This window comes from Hymenobacter baengnokdamensis, assembly GCF_008728635.1.
Lineage (GTDB): Bacteria > Bacteroidota > Bacteroidia > Cytophagales > Hymenobacteraceae > Hymenobacter > Hymenobacter baengnokdamensis.
Map to the genome: position 1 here is coordinate 989805 of NZ_CP044285.1, position 15947 is coordinate 1005751.

A 15947-nucleotide genomic window follows, 5' to 3' on the forward strand; every position below is an offset into this window, starting at 1 on the left:
AAATACGGCGGTGGTGGCGAAGCGGCGCGGCAGCAAGCTGCGGTGCCGGGTACTTAACCGTCGAGGCCGCTTATTATCTTTTTTACGATATTGGAAGTGCTGTAGCCCGCTACGAGCGGCACGGTAAGCACCTGCCCGCCTCGCTCCAGCACCAGCTCGTGGCCCACAATTCCGGCAACGGCGTAGTCGTCGCCTTTCACCAGAATATCCGGCTGCACCAGCTCAATGAGCTGTAGTGGGGTTGGTTCGCCAAACAGCACCACGGCATCAACAAAAGCCAGCGCCGCCAGAATGCGGGCGCGCGAATTCTCGTCCTGCAACGGCCGGCCGGGCTTTAGCGCGCTTACCGAGGCATCGGTATTGAGCCCAACCACCAGGCGACTGCCGAGGGCGCGGGCTTTTTCGAGGTAGTCGACGTGGCCCAGGTGCAGCAAATCGAAGCAGCCGTTGGTGAACACAATGCGCTCGCCCGCTGCCCGCCAGGCCGCCAACGTGGTGGATAGCTCGGCACGAGTCAAAATCTTATCGGCGGTGGGCATGGGCGTAAGCTGGGTACCAGCTAATAGCGTAAAGAGCAATAAAGTTTCTGCTTTGGCAAGCCGTGGCCCCGCTTTACCAGTCGTGGCCCGGTATGCCTTATGCCCTACTCCGTCGTAAGCGGCTCATCGGCCAGGGCTTCGGCTTCGTCTACTACGTTGCCTTTATCGGCGGCAGCTACGGCTACAAAGCTGAGGCCCCCCATTACTACTACCAGCAGCGTTTGGGCCCCGTGCACAACCAACGCGTAAGCAATACCGGCTTCCTTGCTGACGCCGTACACCAGCAGAATGCCCTGAACCATCACGTGAAACGGTCCGATACCCCCGGCCACCGGGGCCGCCATGCCGAAAGCCCCGAAAGTGAGCACGGCCAAGCCCGCTTTCATGCCCAGGCCATACGTTTCGGGAAAGCAGAAAAAAGCCAGGTAGTCGAGTAAATAATAGACTAGCCAGGTAAAAATGGTATGCAGCAGAAAAATGCCTTTATTTTCCAGCCTGATAACGCTGAACGCCCCCGCCAGCAGCCCTTTTATAAACAGAATGGCCTTGTTGAAAAGCGCGTGCTGGCGAAGGCGCTCGAGATTGCGCACCAGCGTGTAGCCCGCCACGGCCAGCAGCACCAGCGCCCCCAGGGCCGCCAGCAGCAGCGGCGTGCGGTTGCGGGCCAGGGTATCGTACTGGCCGCCAAACAGCTTGTCGGTGACGAAGGCCCAGAAGGTGTTAAAATCGAGCAGCAGCGTGGCGCCCAGCAGCCCCAGCAGCACCAGCACGTCTATCACGCGCTCGGTTACCACGGTGCCTAGCGCTACCTGCACCGGCACGCCCGCCGTGCGCCGCAGCACCGAGCAGCGAATGACCTCGCCGGCCCTGGGCAACACGAGGTTGGCAAGGTAGCCGACCATCATGGCGTGGTAGATACGCCAGAACGGAGCGGGAGTACCCGAGGCCGAGAGCTGCATCTGCCAGCGGTAAGCCCGGCTGAAATAGCCCAGTACGGAAAGCACGAGCGTGAGACCCAGCCAGAAATAATTGGCCGTCCGGATATAGTGGCCGATGCGCGACAAATCCTGCCCACGTACTGCATACCACATCAGGGCACCGGAAATGCTCAGCAGCAGCGCGTATTTTAGAAAGGTGAGCAGGTGCTTCATAGATAATGGGTAGTGGGTAATTGGTAGGTAAGAATGAGTGCGGCTAGTACCTGTTATTCATTCATTACCCAAGCCGGTTATGATGGTCGGGGAAAATGACCGTAGGCTGGTGCGCCCGGGCCTCCTGAAAATCGACCAGGCCGTAGGAGATGATAATGACGATGTCGCCCACGGCAGCCTTGCGGGCCGCCGGGCCGTTGAGGCAAATCATGCCCGTGCCGCGCTCGCCCTTAATGGTATAAGTTTCGAGCCGCTCACCGTTGTTTACGTTCACGACCGTTACCTTTTCATTTTCAACCATATTGGCTGCGTCGAGCAGGTCTTCGTCAATAGTGATGCTACCCACATAATGCAGCTCGGCCTGCGTAACCTTAACCCGGTGAATCTTGGATTTGAGAACTTCGATATGCATACCTAAGAGATAGAAAAGCCCACAAAGATAATCTGCTGCCCGCCCGGCGGGGCCAAGCGCGGGGTAGGTTGTACTTTCCGGCCCCAATCTGCTTATTGCCTGTTTTGAGATGAAAACCCAACTTGCCTGCCGCTGCTGGCCGCTTCTGCTGGCTGCCGCACTTCTACTTCCGCTGGCTGCTTCGGCCCAGACGCCTCTGGGCCAGCCTTCGCTCGACGAGGCCAAGGTGCAAATCTGGTGTGCCACGGCCCGCTACGTATATGCCGACGCGGGCCGCCCGCAGCTTCAGCGCTCGCTCCGCTGCGAAGGCGGCAACCTTCAGGCGCTGGCTGCCAGTCTGCGGCCCGACAGCCTGCGCATCTACTCGGTGCTATACGCCCCTATCGAGGCTAAAGGCAGGATTTACAAGGGTTTAAAGGATAACCCAGCGCGGCTGACGGCGCTGGTTAAGGCGATTATTGGCAAGCTGAAAGCATCGCCGGCCCGGCAGCGCGACCCGGCCCGCCTGGCAGGCTTGCAAACGCTGGAAAAAAAATTAACCGACTACGTGCAAACCGGCTTGCCTCCGACCGACCCCGCGCCGGCTCCCCAGGCCGCCGCAGACGCTGGCAGTGGCGCCGGCCCGGCCGAAGCAGCCGAAGCCAGCGCCACTGTCCCGGCTCCGTCGCCTCGGGCGCCAGTAACTGCCGAGCCGCTGCTCGACCGGTTCTTTGCCCCTCTGGCACTGATTCTCAGTATCCTGAGCCTGGTGCTGTATGGCATGCTGCGCCTGAGCCTGAATCGTACGCTACGCGAATTGCGCCGCCCGGCCAGCAGCCCCAGCCAGGAGCTGACCGCCGCTCAGCGTCAGCAGGTAGAGGAGGTAGTGGCCCGGCGCGTGGCCGAAGCGCTGCCGGCTGCCCCGGCTGGCCCGCCGGCCGAATAATAGCTAAAACCAACCGGCCGGGTGCCGTATTTCTTAAGCAGCATGCGTACTTCTATCCTTCGAATCAGCTTTCTGGGCGGCCTGTTGCTGCTGGGCTGTCGCATGGTCGGGCCGCAGCAGGCTGGGCGTAAGGCGGCAGGGCGTGCCAATATCATTTCCAATAAGCACATCCTGACCGAGTCGCCGACGCTGGAGCATCCGGCTCCTAAACCGGCCCCCGGCCCTTAGCTTGTTTCTACTAATAGGTTGTCTTTTTGTTTTTTAATGTATTGATAAACAGCAGATAATCCTTTGTTGCTTCCCCGCCTTGACCTACCCTGCCACCCGCCGCGACCCGCATACCGATTCTTACTTTGGCACCCTGGTGCCCGACCCGTACCAGTGGCTCGAAGATGCCGACTCACCCGAGACGACGGCCTGGGTTCGGGCCCAAAATGAGGTGACGTTCGCCTACCTCGCCCAGATTCCGTTTCGGGATAGTTTGCGCGAGCGCCTTACCCAGCTCTGGAACTACGAGCGCTACAGCGTACCGAGCCAGGAAGGAGAGCTATTGATTTTCAGCAAGAATGATGGTCTGCAAAACCAAGCCGTGGTGTACGCCGTGCCCGTGGGCGCCCCGCTCGAAACCGCTACCGTGCTGCTCGACCCGAACCGGTTTTCGGAAGAGGGAACTACGGCGCTTATGGGCCTGCATTTCAGCCCCGACCATCGCTACCTGGCGTATACTACCAGCGGTGGCGGCTCCGACTGGCAGCAAATCAGGCTGCTCGATATGGCCAGTCGCCAGCCGCTGCCCGAGGTGCTCGACTGGGTCAAGGTGTCGGGCGTGGCCTGGGCCGGCTCGGGCTTTTATTACAGCGCTTACGACGCGCCCCAAGCCGGGGAGGCGGCCCTGGCCGGCAAAAATGAGTACCACCGGGTGTATTACCACCGCCTGAGTACGGGGCAGGCCGACGACCAGCTAATATATGAAAACAACGATATGGCGCTTGGCTTCCGCATTGCCGAGGTGACGGAAGATGAGCGCTGGCTGTGCCTGAGCCTTACCGATGGCCTTTCGGCTGGCAACCGCCTGCTGGTGCGCGACCTGCACGCCCCCGACCAGGCCAGTACCTGGACCTTGGTGCAGGCTAGCTACGAGTTTGACACAAGCGTGATTGGCAGCCTGGGCGATGAGCTGCTGGTGTATACCAACGACCACGCGCCCAACTACCGGGTAGTGCGCCTCGACCCACGCCAGCCCGCCAATTGGCACGACGTGATTGCCGAAGCACCCGAAAAGCTCGAGACTATCAGCCTCGCCGCGGGCTGCCTGCTGGCCACTTACTTGCACGATGCCAGCTCGCAGGTGAACGTATACTCGGAGAGCGGGGAATTCCGGCACGTGGTATCACTGCCGGCAATTGGCACGGCGGCGGGCTTTGGCGGGCGGCGTACCGACAAGGTGCTGTACTACGCCTTCACGTCGTTTACCTACCCTACCACCATCTATCGCTACGACCCGGCGGCCAACGAGAGCACCGTATTGAAGGCCCCGCGGGTAGACGTGCAGCCGGCTGCTTATGAAACAACGCAGGTTTTTTACGAAAGCAAGGACGGGACCAGAATCCCGATGTTTATCATCCACAAAAAAGGCGTGGCGCTGAATGGGCAAAATCCAACCTATCTCTATGCCTACGGCGGCTTCAACGTGTCGCTTACGCCGGCTTTTTCGGTGGCGCGGCTGCTGTGGCTGGAGCGCGGGGGCGTGCTGGCCATCCCTAGCCTGCGCGGCGGAGGCGAGTACGGCGAAGCCTGGCACCAGGCCGGCATGACGCCCCACAAGCAAAACGTGTTCGACGACTTTATGGCGGCCGCCGATTACCTGAAAAGCGCCGGCTACACCTGCTCCCAAAAGCTGGCCATCGCGGGCGGCTCCAACGGGGGCCTGCTCGTGGGGGCCATCATGACCCAGCAGCCCAATCTGTGCCGCGTGGCCCTGCCCGCCGTGGGCGTTATGGATATGCTGAAGTACCAGAAGTTTACCATCGGCTGGAACTGGGCTCCCGAGTATGGCACGTCCGACGACGAGGCGCAGTTTCGCAACCTGCTCAGCTACTCGCCCTTGCACAACTTAAAGCCCGGCACGGCTTACCCCGCTACGCTTATCACCACCGCCGACCACGACGACCGCGTGGTGCCAGCGCACTCGTTTAAGTTTGCCGCCGAGCTCCAGGCTTGCCAGGCGGGCCCAAGCCCCACGCTCATTCGCATCGATGTAAATGCCGGCCACGGCGCGGGCAAAAGCACCCAGCTCCAAATAGCCGAATGGACCGACGTGTGGAGCTTCACGCTGTTTAATATGGGTAGTGGGTAGTGAGTAATATTATTCGGGTGAGAGAACGATATTGCCTGTGGGCAAACAGGCCAGGTAAGTAGCGCTCGCCTTCCCATGTGAGAACGGCATTACCTATTACCCACTACCCATTGCGCACTATTCCACCACTTCCAGCACGGTGCGGAATGAGTGGTACTTACCGGCAAACTTATCGTCCATTTCCTGGCGCAGGGCGGGGGCAAAATGCAGCTGATAAGCCTCCAGCTGCTCAAGGCTGATGCTGAAATACTGGGCAGCATAGGTTACACCATCGTCTTCTTCGTTGAGCAGGCGCAGCAACTGGCTACGAATGAAGCAGCCGGTGCCCACTACTTCGGCCATGTGGTGGTCGCGCATGTAGGCCACCCACTCTTCGGCAATGCCGGGCTCCAGGCTGGTAGTAACGTTGTAAAGAATCATATTTTTACGGCTGATGAAATATATAATCGTTGAGTATTTTAACGGTATAATTCGAATAGTATACCGTTAAAATACTCTCTCCCGCCCTGTATCAGACCCGCATGGTGTCAAGCTGAAAGTCGTTGATACGGGCCATAATATCCTTGGGCGTGAGTTTTTCGCGGGTAGCGGCCTGGGCCAGCGTGGGCAGCTCCTGGTCGCCGGCGAGGCGCAAAGTTAGGATTTGCTTTAGCGAAAGGTCCTTTTCGAGGGTTGCGAAGCGTTGGCCGCTTAGCTCAAAGTAGCGCTGGCGCACTTCGAGACGGGCCAGCCGGTCTTGCAGCGTGAGTGCGTAGTGCTGGCGAAGCATCACGAGTGCAACAAAAAACAGCAGCGTAACGGCCGCCAGCGAAAACCACAGACGGGAGAGCTCAGAATCGTCACCGGCCAGGTTGGCATAGCGGCGAATGGTATAGATAACCATCAGCAGGGTAAGCGGCAGCAGAATAAAGTGGTGCAGCGGATAGTAGCGGGCAGGGTTTTTGGCAGCCATGTGGCGAGTACAAGAAGGGCAAAAACAAGGATACGGGCAAAATAAAAAAAGCTCCGGCCGCCGCCAGAGCTTTTTCTGAGATAAGCAGCAGTGAGCTGCCGGAAAAGGCTGTCGCTGTTAGGGTTACTGGCCAGCTTTCTCAGCTTTCTTTTCCATTTTCAGCTGCGCTTTGGCCTGCTTTTCCTGCTCGTGGGCCACCTTGGCGTCCTGACGCTGCATCTTGAGTTGCTCATTTTGCTGCTTGGCCTGCTGGCGCTGCTCGCGCATCTGATGCTTCAGGTCGCGGGTCTGGCTTTCCTGCTGCTTGAGCTGGCGGCGGCTGTCGGTTACCGACTGGTCGGCCATTTTGCGCTGGCTACGCTGCTGGTCGTAAGTGTTTTGGGCGTTTTGCGGAAGCGGGGCGGTCTGGTCGGGGGTAGCCGTTTGGGCGTGGCCGGCGAGCGCCGCGAAGGTGCTGAGAGCGAAAGCGGCGCCAAATATGGTATTTTTCATATAAATGATAGCCGACTAAAGCGGCTAGCCCTTCAACGCGCCGCCGAAGTTATGGTTCAGGTTTTCGCGGCCCTGAAGCCTTGGCGCGGCAAGTAACCCCCGGTACTAGCCCGGCTCGCTGTAGTCCAGGTCTTTCCCAAAGCTTTCGGGCAGGGTGCTTACAGCCCAGAAGGCCACCAGCAGCGACAGCCCGCCCAGGGCGGCCGCCCCACTGATGCGCCCACCCAGGTGCGCCTCGGCCCAGCGGAAAGCCGGCACCAGCAGCACTACCGCGCCCCGCGCAAAGTTGGGCGCGGTGGTGGCTACGGTGGCGCGCAGGTTGGTGCCAAACTGCTCGGCCGCTACGGTTACAAACAACGCCCAGAACCCCACCGAGATACCCAGAATAAAACACACGATGTAAAAAACGGTGGGCGTGGCATTCTTCAGGCCAAACAAATACGTGCCGACCATAACCGTGCAAAAGCCCAGAAAAAGCTGCAAAGCCCGGTTGCGGCTTTTTAAAAGCTGGCTGAGGCCGCCGCTGAAAAAATCGCCGAATACCAGCCCGAAATAGCACCAGAACACCGCGAGCCCGGCCGAGATAACTGGCTCGCCGGCGGGCACCCGCACGCCCAGCGCCTCGGCAAACTCGGGCGAGAAGGTAATAAGAATGCCCACCACAAACCACAGCGGAATGCCAATGAGCAGGCAGCGCAGGTAGCGCCCCAGCAGCGTAGGATTGGTAAACAGGCTCAGGAAGTTGCCCCGCGCCACGGTGCTTTCTTTGGTTTTCTGAAACATACCCGATTCGAATACACTCACGCGCAGCACCAGCAGCGCCAGCCCCAGCGCGCCACCCACCAGGTAGGCGTTGCGCCAGCCAAGGCGCTGCCCCACCCAGTAACCCAGCATAGCGCCGCTCACGCCCACCGTTGCCACTACCATCGTGCCCAGGCCGCGCTTTTCCTTAGGCAGCGTTTCGCTCACCAGCGTAATGCCCGCGCCCAGCTCACCGGCCAGGCCGATGCCGGCTATCAGGCGCAGCCAGGCGTACTGGTCAAGAGTATGCACGTAGGCATTGGCAAGGTTGGCCAGCGAATACATGAGAATGGAGCCGAAAAGCACCGACAGCCGGCCTTTTTTATCGCCCAGCACACCCCACAGAATGCCGCCCAGCAGCATCCCGCCCATCTGCATCGAAAGCAGGTATTCGCCCTGGCTTTTAATGGCCGCTTTGTCAATGATGCCCAGCTCGTTCAGGCTTTTTACCCGCACGATGCTGAATAAGATAAGGTCGTAAATATCAACGAAGTAGCCCAGCGAAGCTACGATAACGATGGCCGAAAACAGCCGGGTAGTCTGCACCGCAGACTTAGCGGACTCGTCGAGTTGCGGGGGCAATTGCGGGCGGGCGGGATTTTGCATGCTGAAAAGTACTATGCCGCCCCGACTTTTCGGGGGTGGCAAGCTGCTTTGGGGCAGTGCTCCTCAATCCGGGCCCCGGCTAAGCTGACAGCTGCGCGGTGTGGGTGGCAGTGACGCAGCCGCTCTGGCAGCCGTGTTCCAGCTCGGCGTCTTCTACCTGCACGGTGCTGTGGTGAATATGAAACTCATGCAGTAATCCGGCCGAAAGGTTGGCCAGCCAGGTGGCATCGGCCCCGCCGGGCCGCACCAGGTGAGCCATCAGCGCCGTGTCGTGGCCATCGCTACTCATGCTCCAGATGTGCAGGTCGTGCAGGCCCTGCACGCCGGGCTGACCCAGCATAAATTTCCGAACCTGTTCTAAATCAATTCCCTCGGGCACTGCCTGCAGGCCCAGGCGGATGGTGTCGCGCAGTAAGCCCCAGGAGCCCACCGCAATCACGGCGAGCAGCCCCAGGCTCAGCAGCGGGTCGAGCCAGGTCCAGTGCGTGAAGTAGGTGATGGCCCCGCCTACCACTACGCCCAGGCTTACCACCGCATCGGTGAGCATATGCAGGTAAGCGCCGCGCACGTTTATATCGCCCTTCTGACCCGCCCGAAACAGGAAGGCAGTGAAGCCATTCACCAGGATACCAGCCCCTGCCAGGGCCATCACGGCCACGCCGTTTACGGGCGCGGGATGGCGCAGGTGGTCAATGGTTTCCCACAGCACAAAGCCCAGCGCCCCGTAAAGCAGCGCCGCGTTCAGCAAGGCGGCCTGAATGGTAGCCCCGCGGTAGCCAAAGGTGTAGCGGCCGGTAGCCGGGCGGCCCGCCAGCCAGGCCGCACCCCAGGCCAGCGCCAGGCTCAGCACATCGCTCAGGTTGTGGCCGGCATCGGAGAGCAGCGCCGCCGAATGGGCCCAGACGCCGCCAATCGTTTCGGCAATGACGAAAGCCAGGTTCAGGCCAATGCCTATGGCAAAGGCGGCGCTGAAGTGGCCGCCCGCCGGTGGCGCAGCATGAACGTGGCCGGCGTGGCTGTGGCCGGCATGGTCGTGGTGGTGGGGCATGTAAGTAAAAGGGATTGGGCTCAGGGCCTAAACGCAAAGCCGGGGCATTGGATTCAGGCAGGGCGCAAGCTAAGGATGCCAGCCGGTAAAGGGGCATCGCCGGGGCGGGCCGGCAATCGCCCTTTTTACGCGCTATTTGAAGGCCAGCGGCACTACCACTTTCAAGCTCACCGTGCGGCCCATGTTAAACACGCCCCGGCGGCCCGTTACGTAGTTGAAATCTTCGTACTTCAGGCGGCTCAGGTGCGACTGGTAGGCCACGTCGAACAGGTTATTGGCCGTGATATAGAGCGAGAACAGGGTTTTGCCCTTGGCATCGGCCACATCGGTGCCCGCCCCGGCGTTAAAGAGCGTGTAGGCGGGCGTAGCCGTTTCGGTGTCGTAGGCGGCAAAGTAGCGGTTCTGGGCAAAGGTTTGCTCCAGCTGAAACCGGGCGTACACGTTGGTAAGTCGCTTGCCCTGACGCCGGAAGTTGCCACGCAGCTCCGACTGCAGGCGGTCGGCCGGGATGAAGGGCAGGTATTGCTGGTCGGCAGGTACGTCGAGCTGGCGGGCGCGTACCATCGCAAACGAGTTTTCGAAGTGCAGCCAATCGAGTGGGTGCGGGTGAAAATCGAGCGTAACCTCGCCGCCCTGCAGCCGGGCCTGCCCCTGTACATAGTTAAAAAGTCCTATATTCGGTCCGGTCGAAACCAGGGAGTCGGTGCCGGCCCGGTTTAGCACCCGGCGCTCAAAAATGTAGTTGTTGATGCTGTTCTCAAAGGCATCAATCGTAAAGCGCACGTGGTCGGAAGTATAGCTCACGCCCGCATCTACCTGCAGGCTGGTTTCGGCCTTAAGGCTGGGCGCGCCTACTTCGTAGCGAATGGTGCCCTCGTGCACGCCGTTGGCTCCCAGCTCGGCAATATTGGGCGCACGAAAGCCCCGCGATACGTTGGCCTTCACCGTGAGGCGGTCGCTCAGGTTGTAGGCCGCGCCCAGGCTGCCGCTATAGTTTTGAAACGTGCTCAGGAAGCCCGGAAACTTGGTTTCGGCCCCCGGCATGGTGGGCGCGGTGGGCTGCTCGGTAGTGGCGTCCAGGTATAGGCTTTGGGCCGAGATGCGGCGCACGTCGTAGCGCAGGCCGCCGCTGAGGTCGAGGCTGCCAAACGATTTTTTGAGTACCCCAAATACGCCGCCCTCCGTCATGTCGTAGGCCGGGATTAGAAATTCGGTGCCCAGGTTACGGTTTTGCTGGCGCAGGCCGGTGGTGCCCACGGCCAGGTTCCAGCCATTGAGCTCGGGCAGAAAATAGCGCACAGCATAGTCTACGGTGCGCAGCTGAAAGTAAAGCTGCGCCGCCTCGGGCGCAAGCGCGTTGCCGTACTCGCGGCGCAGGTTCTGCTGGTAATTTACCTGCAAGGCCAGCCGGCCGCCTTTCTGGCCGATAATAAAGCTGTTGTCGGTGCCCAGGCGCAGGTGGTTGACGAGCTGGCGCGGCACGGCCAGGCCATAGCCGCGGAGCTCGTCGTCGCTCACCACCCGCGACTGCACCTGGTTGCCCACCGCTACATCGCGTACAAAGCGCCCGCTCAGGCTGTCGCGCACGCCTTCTATCAGGCCCAGATTCTGGTTGAAGGTGCTGAAGGTGAGGTGCGAGTAGCCCCAGGCTTTGTTCAGGCCCAGGTAGCCGTTGGCGTCCCACTCATTGAAGCCCGAGTTGAAAACCCGGCCATCGTAGCGGTTCTGGTAGTCGCCGGCCACCTTGCGGGTGCCGCGCACCAGCCAGTTCAGGCCGTTGATATTGCCCGCGTTTTCGAGCGAGTAGCCCTGTTGGTGGTTGTTGGTCTGGTAGTTGGCCGTAGCCGTGCCCGTGATGTGGCCTTCGGCGATGGGGTCGGGAGCCAGAAAGTTGATAACTCCCGCCATCGCATCCGAGCCATAGAGCAAGGAGCCGGGCCCTTTAATAATCTCGGCCCGGTCGATGCTGAACTCGTCAATCTCGATGCCGTGCTCGTCGCCCCACTGCTGACCTTCCTGCTTGGCGCCATTGTTGAGGGTCACCACGCGGTTGTAGCCCAGGCCCCGCACCACGGGCTTGCTGATGGCCGCGCCGGTCGTAATCTGGCTCACGCCCGGCGTGTGCGCAATGGCATCAATCACGTTGGTCGAGGACGTCTGATTGAGGCGGGTGCGGTCTATCACCGTGGTGGGCACCGGCGAGCGCCGCAACTCCGTAGCCTGCGACACGCCCGTCACCACTACCTGCCCGATTTCGGTGGCAGCGGGCGTCAGCTTCAGCTCCAAGAGCTGCCCGCTGTTGGTGTCAACCGTTTGAGTGATAGTATTGTACCCTAGCGATACTACCTGCATCGAAAACCGCCCCCTGGGCAGGTTGCTAAAGCTGAAGCGGCCGGTGGCATCGGAGGCAGTGCCTTGCTTAAGGTCGGGAAAAACGATGTTTGCCCCCGGTATGGCTTCGCCGGTGGCGGCATCGGTAAGGTGCCCGGCAAAGGTGACAGCCGCCCGGGACCGGGCCGGGGCAGCTGCCGGGGCCACCTGCCCCCGCACTGGCAATGAAAAGGATAGCGCGCTGACTAGCAGCGCAGGAGAGTAAGTGCGAAACATTTGAAATAACGGAGCAGGAAGGAGGTGGAGCGCCGTGCGCTGCCAATGCACATGCTGGCTCCGCAAACAAACCCCAGCCAAAGGTCAGGGCCTGTTTGCATTTTCTCTAAAACCAAACCAGAGAAAAATCGGAGCAGCCGGCCGGGAAAGCCGCATAGCATGCAGGTAAGAAGCCAAGCGAAAGCGCTGATTAACAGGTCGTGGCTCTTTAAAAAAGTCGCGGGTAGCCTCTAGCCCACGGGTGGGCCCCGCAGCGCGGTGCTGCGCAGGGCTACCGCCGAGCAAGCCAGCACCGCCGGTGCCGCCAGCGGCTGGTAGCACCGGCAGAAGCGCGGCTGGGGCAAAGCCAGCCGGCTGGACGCCTGAAAAGGCACATTGTAAAACTGCTCAGTCTGGCAGTGGCTATGGCGCGGACTCAGCAGCTTGCCTTTGGGGCGCTGGCTGGCCGTTAGCTCCGTGGTGTGGCCGTGGCTGTGCAACGCCAGTACCCACGCCTCGGGCAGCAGCGTCCGCAGCAGGCAGAGCAGCAAGAGCAGGGCGAGGTAGGGGCGTAAAATGGTCCGCAACACGATAATGCTGAGTGAGCTTCTGTAAAGAGCCCGGTGGTAGCCAATGGTTGCATTGAGCAGGCAAATTCGCCCCAGGCTTCCGGCGCTTAACCTCAGCAGGTACTAATGCTGCATGGGCGGGCGCGGGTCGGTGGCGGTTTAGGGCGAGTAGCTGCCGAAGAATCTGCTGTGAGCAGCGTTGCTTCAAAGGCCGTCTTACTGGGTAAGTATAAGCAGGGCCAGGCCGAAATAAGCTTAAGGGATGCTAACTTGCCATGAGGTAGGCAGCATTACGCCTTTGGCTTCGGTTTGGGGAAATTAAATCTTGGTTTTATCTTATTTTCAGGGCTCCTGTTAGGAGGTCGCAGGGCGTGGGCGCAGGTGCCGGCGCTGCTGCCCGGCCGTTGGGAACTGCGTCAGGTCAGCTTTACGGCGGCCCAAACGGTGCCTCCCGAAGTGCTGGAGCAGATGAATAATCCGGAGGTAGCTGCGCTAAACCAAGAAGTAGTAAGTGGGCTTGCGCACCTGCTGGTTGAGTTCCGGCCCGATGGCAGCTATCAGTTTACGGTAGCGCGGCCGGGCCAGCCCGTTCGCCTCGAGACTGGTAGCTACGCAGTTAAGCAAGGAACGCTCTTTGCCCAAAGCCCGGCTACGGAAGGCGGCTCCTCATTCGATAACCAGCAGCTGATACAGGTAAGCCGCCGGAAGCTGGTAGTAGATTTTCTGGTGGGCGACGCCTTGCCCGGCGTACGCGAGGAAATCGAGTACCGCCGGGTTCCCTAAAAGAAGTCTAAAAAAAGTAACCGAAAAAAATCCAAAAACGACTACTTGTCGTACTTGTACAGCTTCCTGTAGACGTTAAGGATTGGCGGGCGCTGGTCTGGACACTGTTTACGGTAAATGAACATATGATTATCAATCAAATAGCTGAGTTTTGTATTCAGTACGATGAGACGTCAAGCCTGATGCGGGTGGCCTGGATGGCCGAGCGGAATATGGAGCGCTTTCAGCAGGCCTTTACGCAGCTGCACGTGCTGGTCAAGCAGCTTTGCGTAAAGCGTATAGTATTGGATTTAAATAGAATGCCTGATATTCCGGTGTACGACCAGCTGTGGTTGAGCACCCGGTTTATGCCGGCTCTTTTTACCGTGCCGCTTGAGCAGGTAGTGATTGTGCTTTCGGCGCAGCGCGTGTACAATCAGCAGGTAGTGGAAGGCGTGCTGATGGCTGTTGATGCTCAGCTGCCTTTCGAAGCGCATTTTTTTACGCATCCTGCAGCCGCGCTGGCCTGGCTCACCGACGAGTCGCCCCGCCTGCCCGGCCTGTGGGCCGAGTGGGTGGATTATTTCGGTGATTTCTTCTCTTATTCCGACGAGGTGGCCGAGCCCCTGGCCGGCTACGAGCCTCAATAACCCCGTTTGCTGCCAACCTGACAGCCGGCAGCACCTTGGAACAGCCTTTGAAAAGCCAGGCTGACTGGCAGGCCCCGGCCTGTTAGTCAGCCTTTTGTTATTTCACCCAACCCTAAGTCAGCTATTCCGATGTCCGAAACCGGCTCCATTTCCATCCATACCGAGAACATCTTTCCTATTATTAAGAAGTTCTTATATTCTGACCATGAGATATTCTTGCGCGAATTGGTCAGCAATGCCGTCGATGCTACCCAGAAGCTCAAGAGCCTGGCCGCGCTGGGCGAGTACAAGGGCGAAGTGGGCGAGCTGAAAGTGCGCGTGACGGTAGACAAAGAAGCCCGCAAAATCACGATTTCGGACCACGGCCTGGGCATGACGGCCGACGAAATCAAGAAGTACATCAACCAGATTGCCTTCTCCGGGGCCACCGAGTTTGTGGAGAAGTACAAGGAGAAGGATGCGCAGGCTAAAGACCAGATAATCGGGCAGTTTGGCCTGGGTTTCTACTCGGCCTTCATGGTGGCCAGCGAGGTGGAGATATGGTCAAAATCCTATAAAGAGGACAGCGTTACGGCGCACTGGACCTGCGACGGCAGCACCCAGTACACCATCGACGAGCCTACCGGCGAGCACGCCAAGGCCGAGCGCGGCACCGACGTGGTGCTGCACGTCGCCGAAGACTCGGATGAGTTTCTGGAAGAAGCCCGGCTGCGCACCATTCTGAGCAAGTACTGCAAGTTTCTGCCCATCCCGATTGAGTTTGAGGGCCAGCTGATTAACGATACGACGCCCATCTGGACCAAGCAGCCTTCGGAGCTGACCGACGAGGACTACAAGAAGTTCTACCAGGAGCTCTATCCGATGAGCATGGACGAGCCGCTGTTCTGGATTCACCTGAACGTGGACTATCCGTTTCACCTCACGGGTATTTTGTACTTCCCGAAGGTGAAGGACGAGCTGCAGTTCTCGCGCAACAAGATTCAGCTGTATTCGCGCCAGGTGTTTATCACCGACGAGGTGAAGGACGTAGTGCCCGAGTTTCTGATGCTGCTGCACGGCGTTATCGACTCGCCCGATATTCCGCTGAACGTATCGCGCTCTTTCCTGCAGGCCGACGCGGCGGTGCGCAAAATCAACACCTACATCACCAAGAAAGTAGCCGATAAGCTGGCTGAGCTGTTCCGCAAGGACCGCCCCGGCTACGAGGAGAAATGGGCTGATATTGGCGTATTTGTGAAATACGGCATGCTCTCGGACGAGAAATTCTACGACCGCGCCAAGGACTTCGTGCTGCTCAAAAGCGTAAGCGGCAAGCTTTACACGCTCACCGAGTACACCGAGCATATTCAGGCTAATCAGAAAGACAAAACGGACAATACGGTGGTGCTTTACACTACCGATGCCGAGGCCCAGCACGGCTTTGTGGCCGCCGCCCAGGAGCGGGGCTACGACGTGCTGAATATGGACCAGGTGCTCGACGCGCACTTCATTGGCCAGCTAGAGCAGAAACTGGAAAAAACCACGTTTAAGCGCGTCGATTCGGCTACCGTGGGCCAGCTTATCGAGAAGGAAGAAGCACCGGCCAGCGTACTCAGCGAAGACGACCACAAGAAGCTGGAGGAGCTCTTTACCAGCGCCATCAGCAACCCCAGCATGCACGTCAAAGTGGCCCCGCTCTCGCCGCAGGATGCGCCGGTGGTTATTACCCAAAACGAGTTTATGCGCCGCATGAAAGACATGCAGCGCACCGGCGGCGGAGGCGGCATGCAGATGTTCGGCTCACTGCCCGACTCGTTCGACGTGACGGTGAACGCCAACAGCCCCATTGCGCAAAAAGCCCTGGCCGATGGCGGCGAAACCATTGCCAAGCAAGCCTTCGACCTGGCGCTGCTGGCGCAGGGCCTGCTGAAAGGCGAGGCCCTGACGGCCTTCGTGAAGCGCAGCACCGAGCTGCTGTAAGCGTAAGCTTTTAAGTTGAGAAAGCCCTGCTGCCAGATTGGCGGCGGGGCTTTTTGTTGGAAGGCGGTGGCGCATCTTTGTAGCTCGCTGCCAGCCGACTACCACGACGCGGCCCAAACTATAACGGGAAGCAGATATT

The 15947-nt window shown here is 59.7% G+C and carries 16 protein-coding genes; 6 read left to right on the forward strand and 10 right to left on the reverse strand.

The features are described from left to right. Window positions 1-53 precede the first annotated feature (53 nt). The 3 genes from rfaE2 to panD all read right to left on the reverse strand — a co-directional run bounded on the left by rfaE2 (window position 54) and on the right by panD (window position 2102). Complete coding sequence (gene rfaE2, locus F6X24_RS04175; protein WP_151086764.1) at window positions 54-539, reverse strand: D-glycero-beta-D-manno-heptose 1-phosphate adenylyltransferase; 486 nt, start codon at window positions 537-539, stop codon at window positions 54-56. A gap of 104 nt (window positions 540-643) precedes the next feature. Next, the gene (locus F6X24_RS04180; protein WP_151086765.1) at window positions 644-1690 is read right to left on the reverse strand and encodes a lysylphosphatidylglycerol synthase transmembrane domain-containing protein; all 1047 of its coding nucleotides are present in this window, start codon (window positions 1688-1690) and stop codon (window positions 644-646) included. 64 nt (window positions 1691-1754) lie between these two features. Continuing rightward, window positions 1755-2102 (reverse strand): aspartate 1-decarboxylase, encoded by a 348-nt coding sequence (panD, locus tag F6X24_RS04185; protein WP_151086766.1) that lies wholly within the window; start codon window positions 2100-2102, stop codon window positions 1755-1757. A gap of 109 nt (window positions 2103-2211) precedes the next feature. Here panD and F6X24_RS04190 point away from each other — a divergent pair, with 109 nt between their 5' ends. The 3 genes from F6X24_RS04190 to F6X24_RS04200 all read left to right on the forward strand — a co-directional run bounded on the left by F6X24_RS04190 (window position 2212) and on the right by F6X24_RS04200 (window position 5383). After that, window positions 2212-3027 (forward strand): hypothetical protein, encoded by an 816-nt coding sequence (locus tag F6X24_RS04190; RefSeq protein WP_151086767.1) that lies wholly within the window; start codon window positions 2212-2214, stop codon window positions 3025-3027. A gap of 42 nt (window positions 3028-3069) precedes the next feature. Then, window positions 3070-3255 (forward strand): hypothetical protein, encoded by a 186-nt coding sequence (locus F6X24_RS04195; protein WP_151086768.1) that lies wholly within the window; start codon window positions 3070-3072, stop codon window positions 3253-3255. A 79-nt stretch (window positions 3256-3334) separates the two neighbouring features. Beyond that, the gene (locus F6X24_RS04200; RefSeq protein ID WP_229725339.1) at window positions 3335-5383 is read left to right on the forward strand and encodes a prolyl oligopeptidase family serine peptidase; all 2049 of its coding nucleotides are present in this window, start codon (window positions 3335-3337) and stop codon (window positions 5381-5383) included. 117 nt (window positions 5384-5500) lie between these two features. Here F6X24_RS04200 and F6X24_RS04205 read toward each other — a convergent pair whose 3' ends face one another. From F6X24_RS04205 to F6X24_RS04235, 7 genes are all read right to left on the reverse strand, one after another. Beyond that, a complete protein-coding gene (locus F6X24_RS04205; protein ID WP_151086770.1) occupies window positions 5501-5803 on the reverse strand; it encodes a DUF4286 family protein in 303 nt (100 codons plus the stop codon). Between the two features lie 91 nt (window positions 5804-5894). Further along, the gene (locus tag F6X24_RS04210; RefSeq protein WP_151086771.1) at window positions 5895-6335 is read right to left on the reverse strand and encodes a DUF6526 family protein; all 441 of its coding nucleotides are present in this window, start codon (window positions 6333-6335) and stop codon (window positions 5895-5897) included. A gap of 123 nt (window positions 6336-6458) precedes the next feature. Next, window positions 6459-6827, reverse strand: coding sequence for a hypothetical protein (locus F6X24_RS04215; protein ID WP_151086772.1), 369 nt, complete (start codon window positions 6825-6827; stop codon window positions 6459-6461). Window positions 6828-6932: 105 nt separating this feature from the next. Then, window positions 6933-8234 carry an MFS transporter gene (locus F6X24_RS04220; RefSeq protein WP_151086773.1) on the reverse strand — a complete coding sequence of 434 codons (1302 nt, stop codon included), beginning with the start codon at window positions 8232-8234 and terminating at the stop codon, window positions 6933-6935. A 79-nt stretch (window positions 8235-8313) separates the two neighbouring features. After that, complete coding sequence (locus F6X24_RS04225) at window positions 8314-9282, reverse strand: cation diffusion facilitator family transporter (RefSeq protein WP_151086774.1); 969 nt, start codon at window positions 9280-9282, stop codon at window positions 8314-8316. A gap of 132 nt (window positions 9283-9414) precedes the next feature. After that, window positions 9415-11889 (reverse strand): TonB-dependent receptor, encoded by a 2475-nt coding sequence (locus tag F6X24_RS04230; RefSeq protein WP_151086775.1) that lies wholly within the window; start codon window positions 11887-11889, stop codon window positions 9415-9417. A 230-nt stretch (window positions 11890-12119) separates the two neighbouring features. Next, window positions 12120-12458, reverse strand: a complete 339-nt coding sequence (locus tag F6X24_RS04235) for a hypothetical protein (RefSeq protein WP_151086776.1) — start codon at window positions 12456-12458, stop codon at window positions 12120-12122. 360 nt (window positions 12459-12818) lie between these two features. On the opposite strand from F6X24_RS04235, the gene F6X24_RS04240 reads away from it, so the two are divergent. From F6X24_RS04240 to htpG, 3 genes are all read left to right on the forward strand, one after another. Continuing rightward, window positions 12819-13220: a hypothetical protein gene (locus F6X24_RS04240; RefSeq protein WP_151086777.1), complete on the forward strand. Its 402-nt coding sequence runs from the start codon at window positions 12819-12821 to the stop codon at window positions 13218-13220. Window positions 13221-13345: 125 nt separating this feature from the next. Next, window positions 13346-13849: a hypothetical protein gene (locus F6X24_RS04245; RefSeq protein WP_151086778.1), complete on the forward strand. Its 504-nt coding sequence runs from the start codon at window positions 13346-13348 to the stop codon at window positions 13847-13849. A 129-nt stretch (window positions 13850-13978) separates the two neighbouring features. Further along, complete coding sequence (gene htpG, locus F6X24_RS04250) at window positions 13979-15808, forward strand: molecular chaperone HtpG (RefSeq protein WP_151086779.1); 1830 nt, start codon at window positions 13979-13981, stop codon at window positions 15806-15808. Window positions 15809-15947: the final 139 nt, after the last annotated feature.

Bases quoted from the DNA above. Each gene is read 5' to 3' on its own strand.
- rfaE2 (WP_151086764.1), bottom strand. From the start codon at position 539: ATGCCCACCGCCGATAAGATTTTGACTCGTGCCGAGCTATCCACCACG.
- F6X24_RS04180 (WP_151086765.1), bottom strand. From the start codon at position 1,690: ATGAAGCACCTGCTCACCTTTCTAAAATACGCGCTGCTGCTGAGCATT.
- panD (WP_151086766.1), bottom strand. From the start codon at position 2,102: ATGCATATCGAAGTTCTCAAATCCAAGATTCACCGGGTTAAGGTTACG.
- F6X24_RS04190 (WP_151086767.1), top strand. From the start codon at position 2,212: ATGAAAACCCAACTTGCCTGCCGCTGCTGGCCGCTTCTGCTGGCTGCC.
- F6X24_RS04195 (WP_151086768.1), top strand. From the start codon at position 3,070: ATGCGTACTTCTATCCTTCGAATCAGCTTTCTGGGCGGCCTGTTGCTG.
- F6X24_RS04205 (WP_151086770.1), bottom strand. From the start codon at position 5,803: ATGATTCTTTACAACGTTACTACCAGCCTGGAGCCCGGCATTGCCGAA.
- F6X24_RS04210 (WP_151086771.1), bottom strand. From the start codon at position 6,335: ATGGCTGCCAAAAACCCTGCCCGCTACTATCCGCTGCACCACTTTATT.
- F6X24_RS04215 (WP_151086772.1), bottom strand. From the start codon at position 6,827: ATGAAAAATACCATATTTGGCGCCGCTTTCGCTCTCAGCACCTTCGCG.
- F6X24_RS04220 (WP_151086773.1), bottom strand. From the start codon at position 8,234: ATGCAAAATCCCGCCCGCCCGCAATTGCCCCCGCAACTCGACGAGTCC.
- F6X24_RS04225 (WP_151086774.1), bottom strand. From the start codon at position 9,282: ATGCCCCACCACCACGACCATGCCGGCCACAGCCACGCCGGCCACGTT.
- F6X24_RS04230 (WP_151086775.1), bottom strand. From the start codon at position 11,889: ATGTTTCGCACTTACTCTCCTGCGCTGCTAGTCAGCGCGCTATCCTTT.
- F6X24_RS04245 (WP_151086778.1), top strand. From the start codon at position 13,346: ATGATTATCAATCAAATAGCTGAGTTTTGTATTCAGTACGATGAGACG.
- htpG (WP_151086779.1), top strand. From the start codon at position 13,979: ATGTCCGAAACCGGCTCCATTTCCATCCATACCGAGAACATCTTTCCT.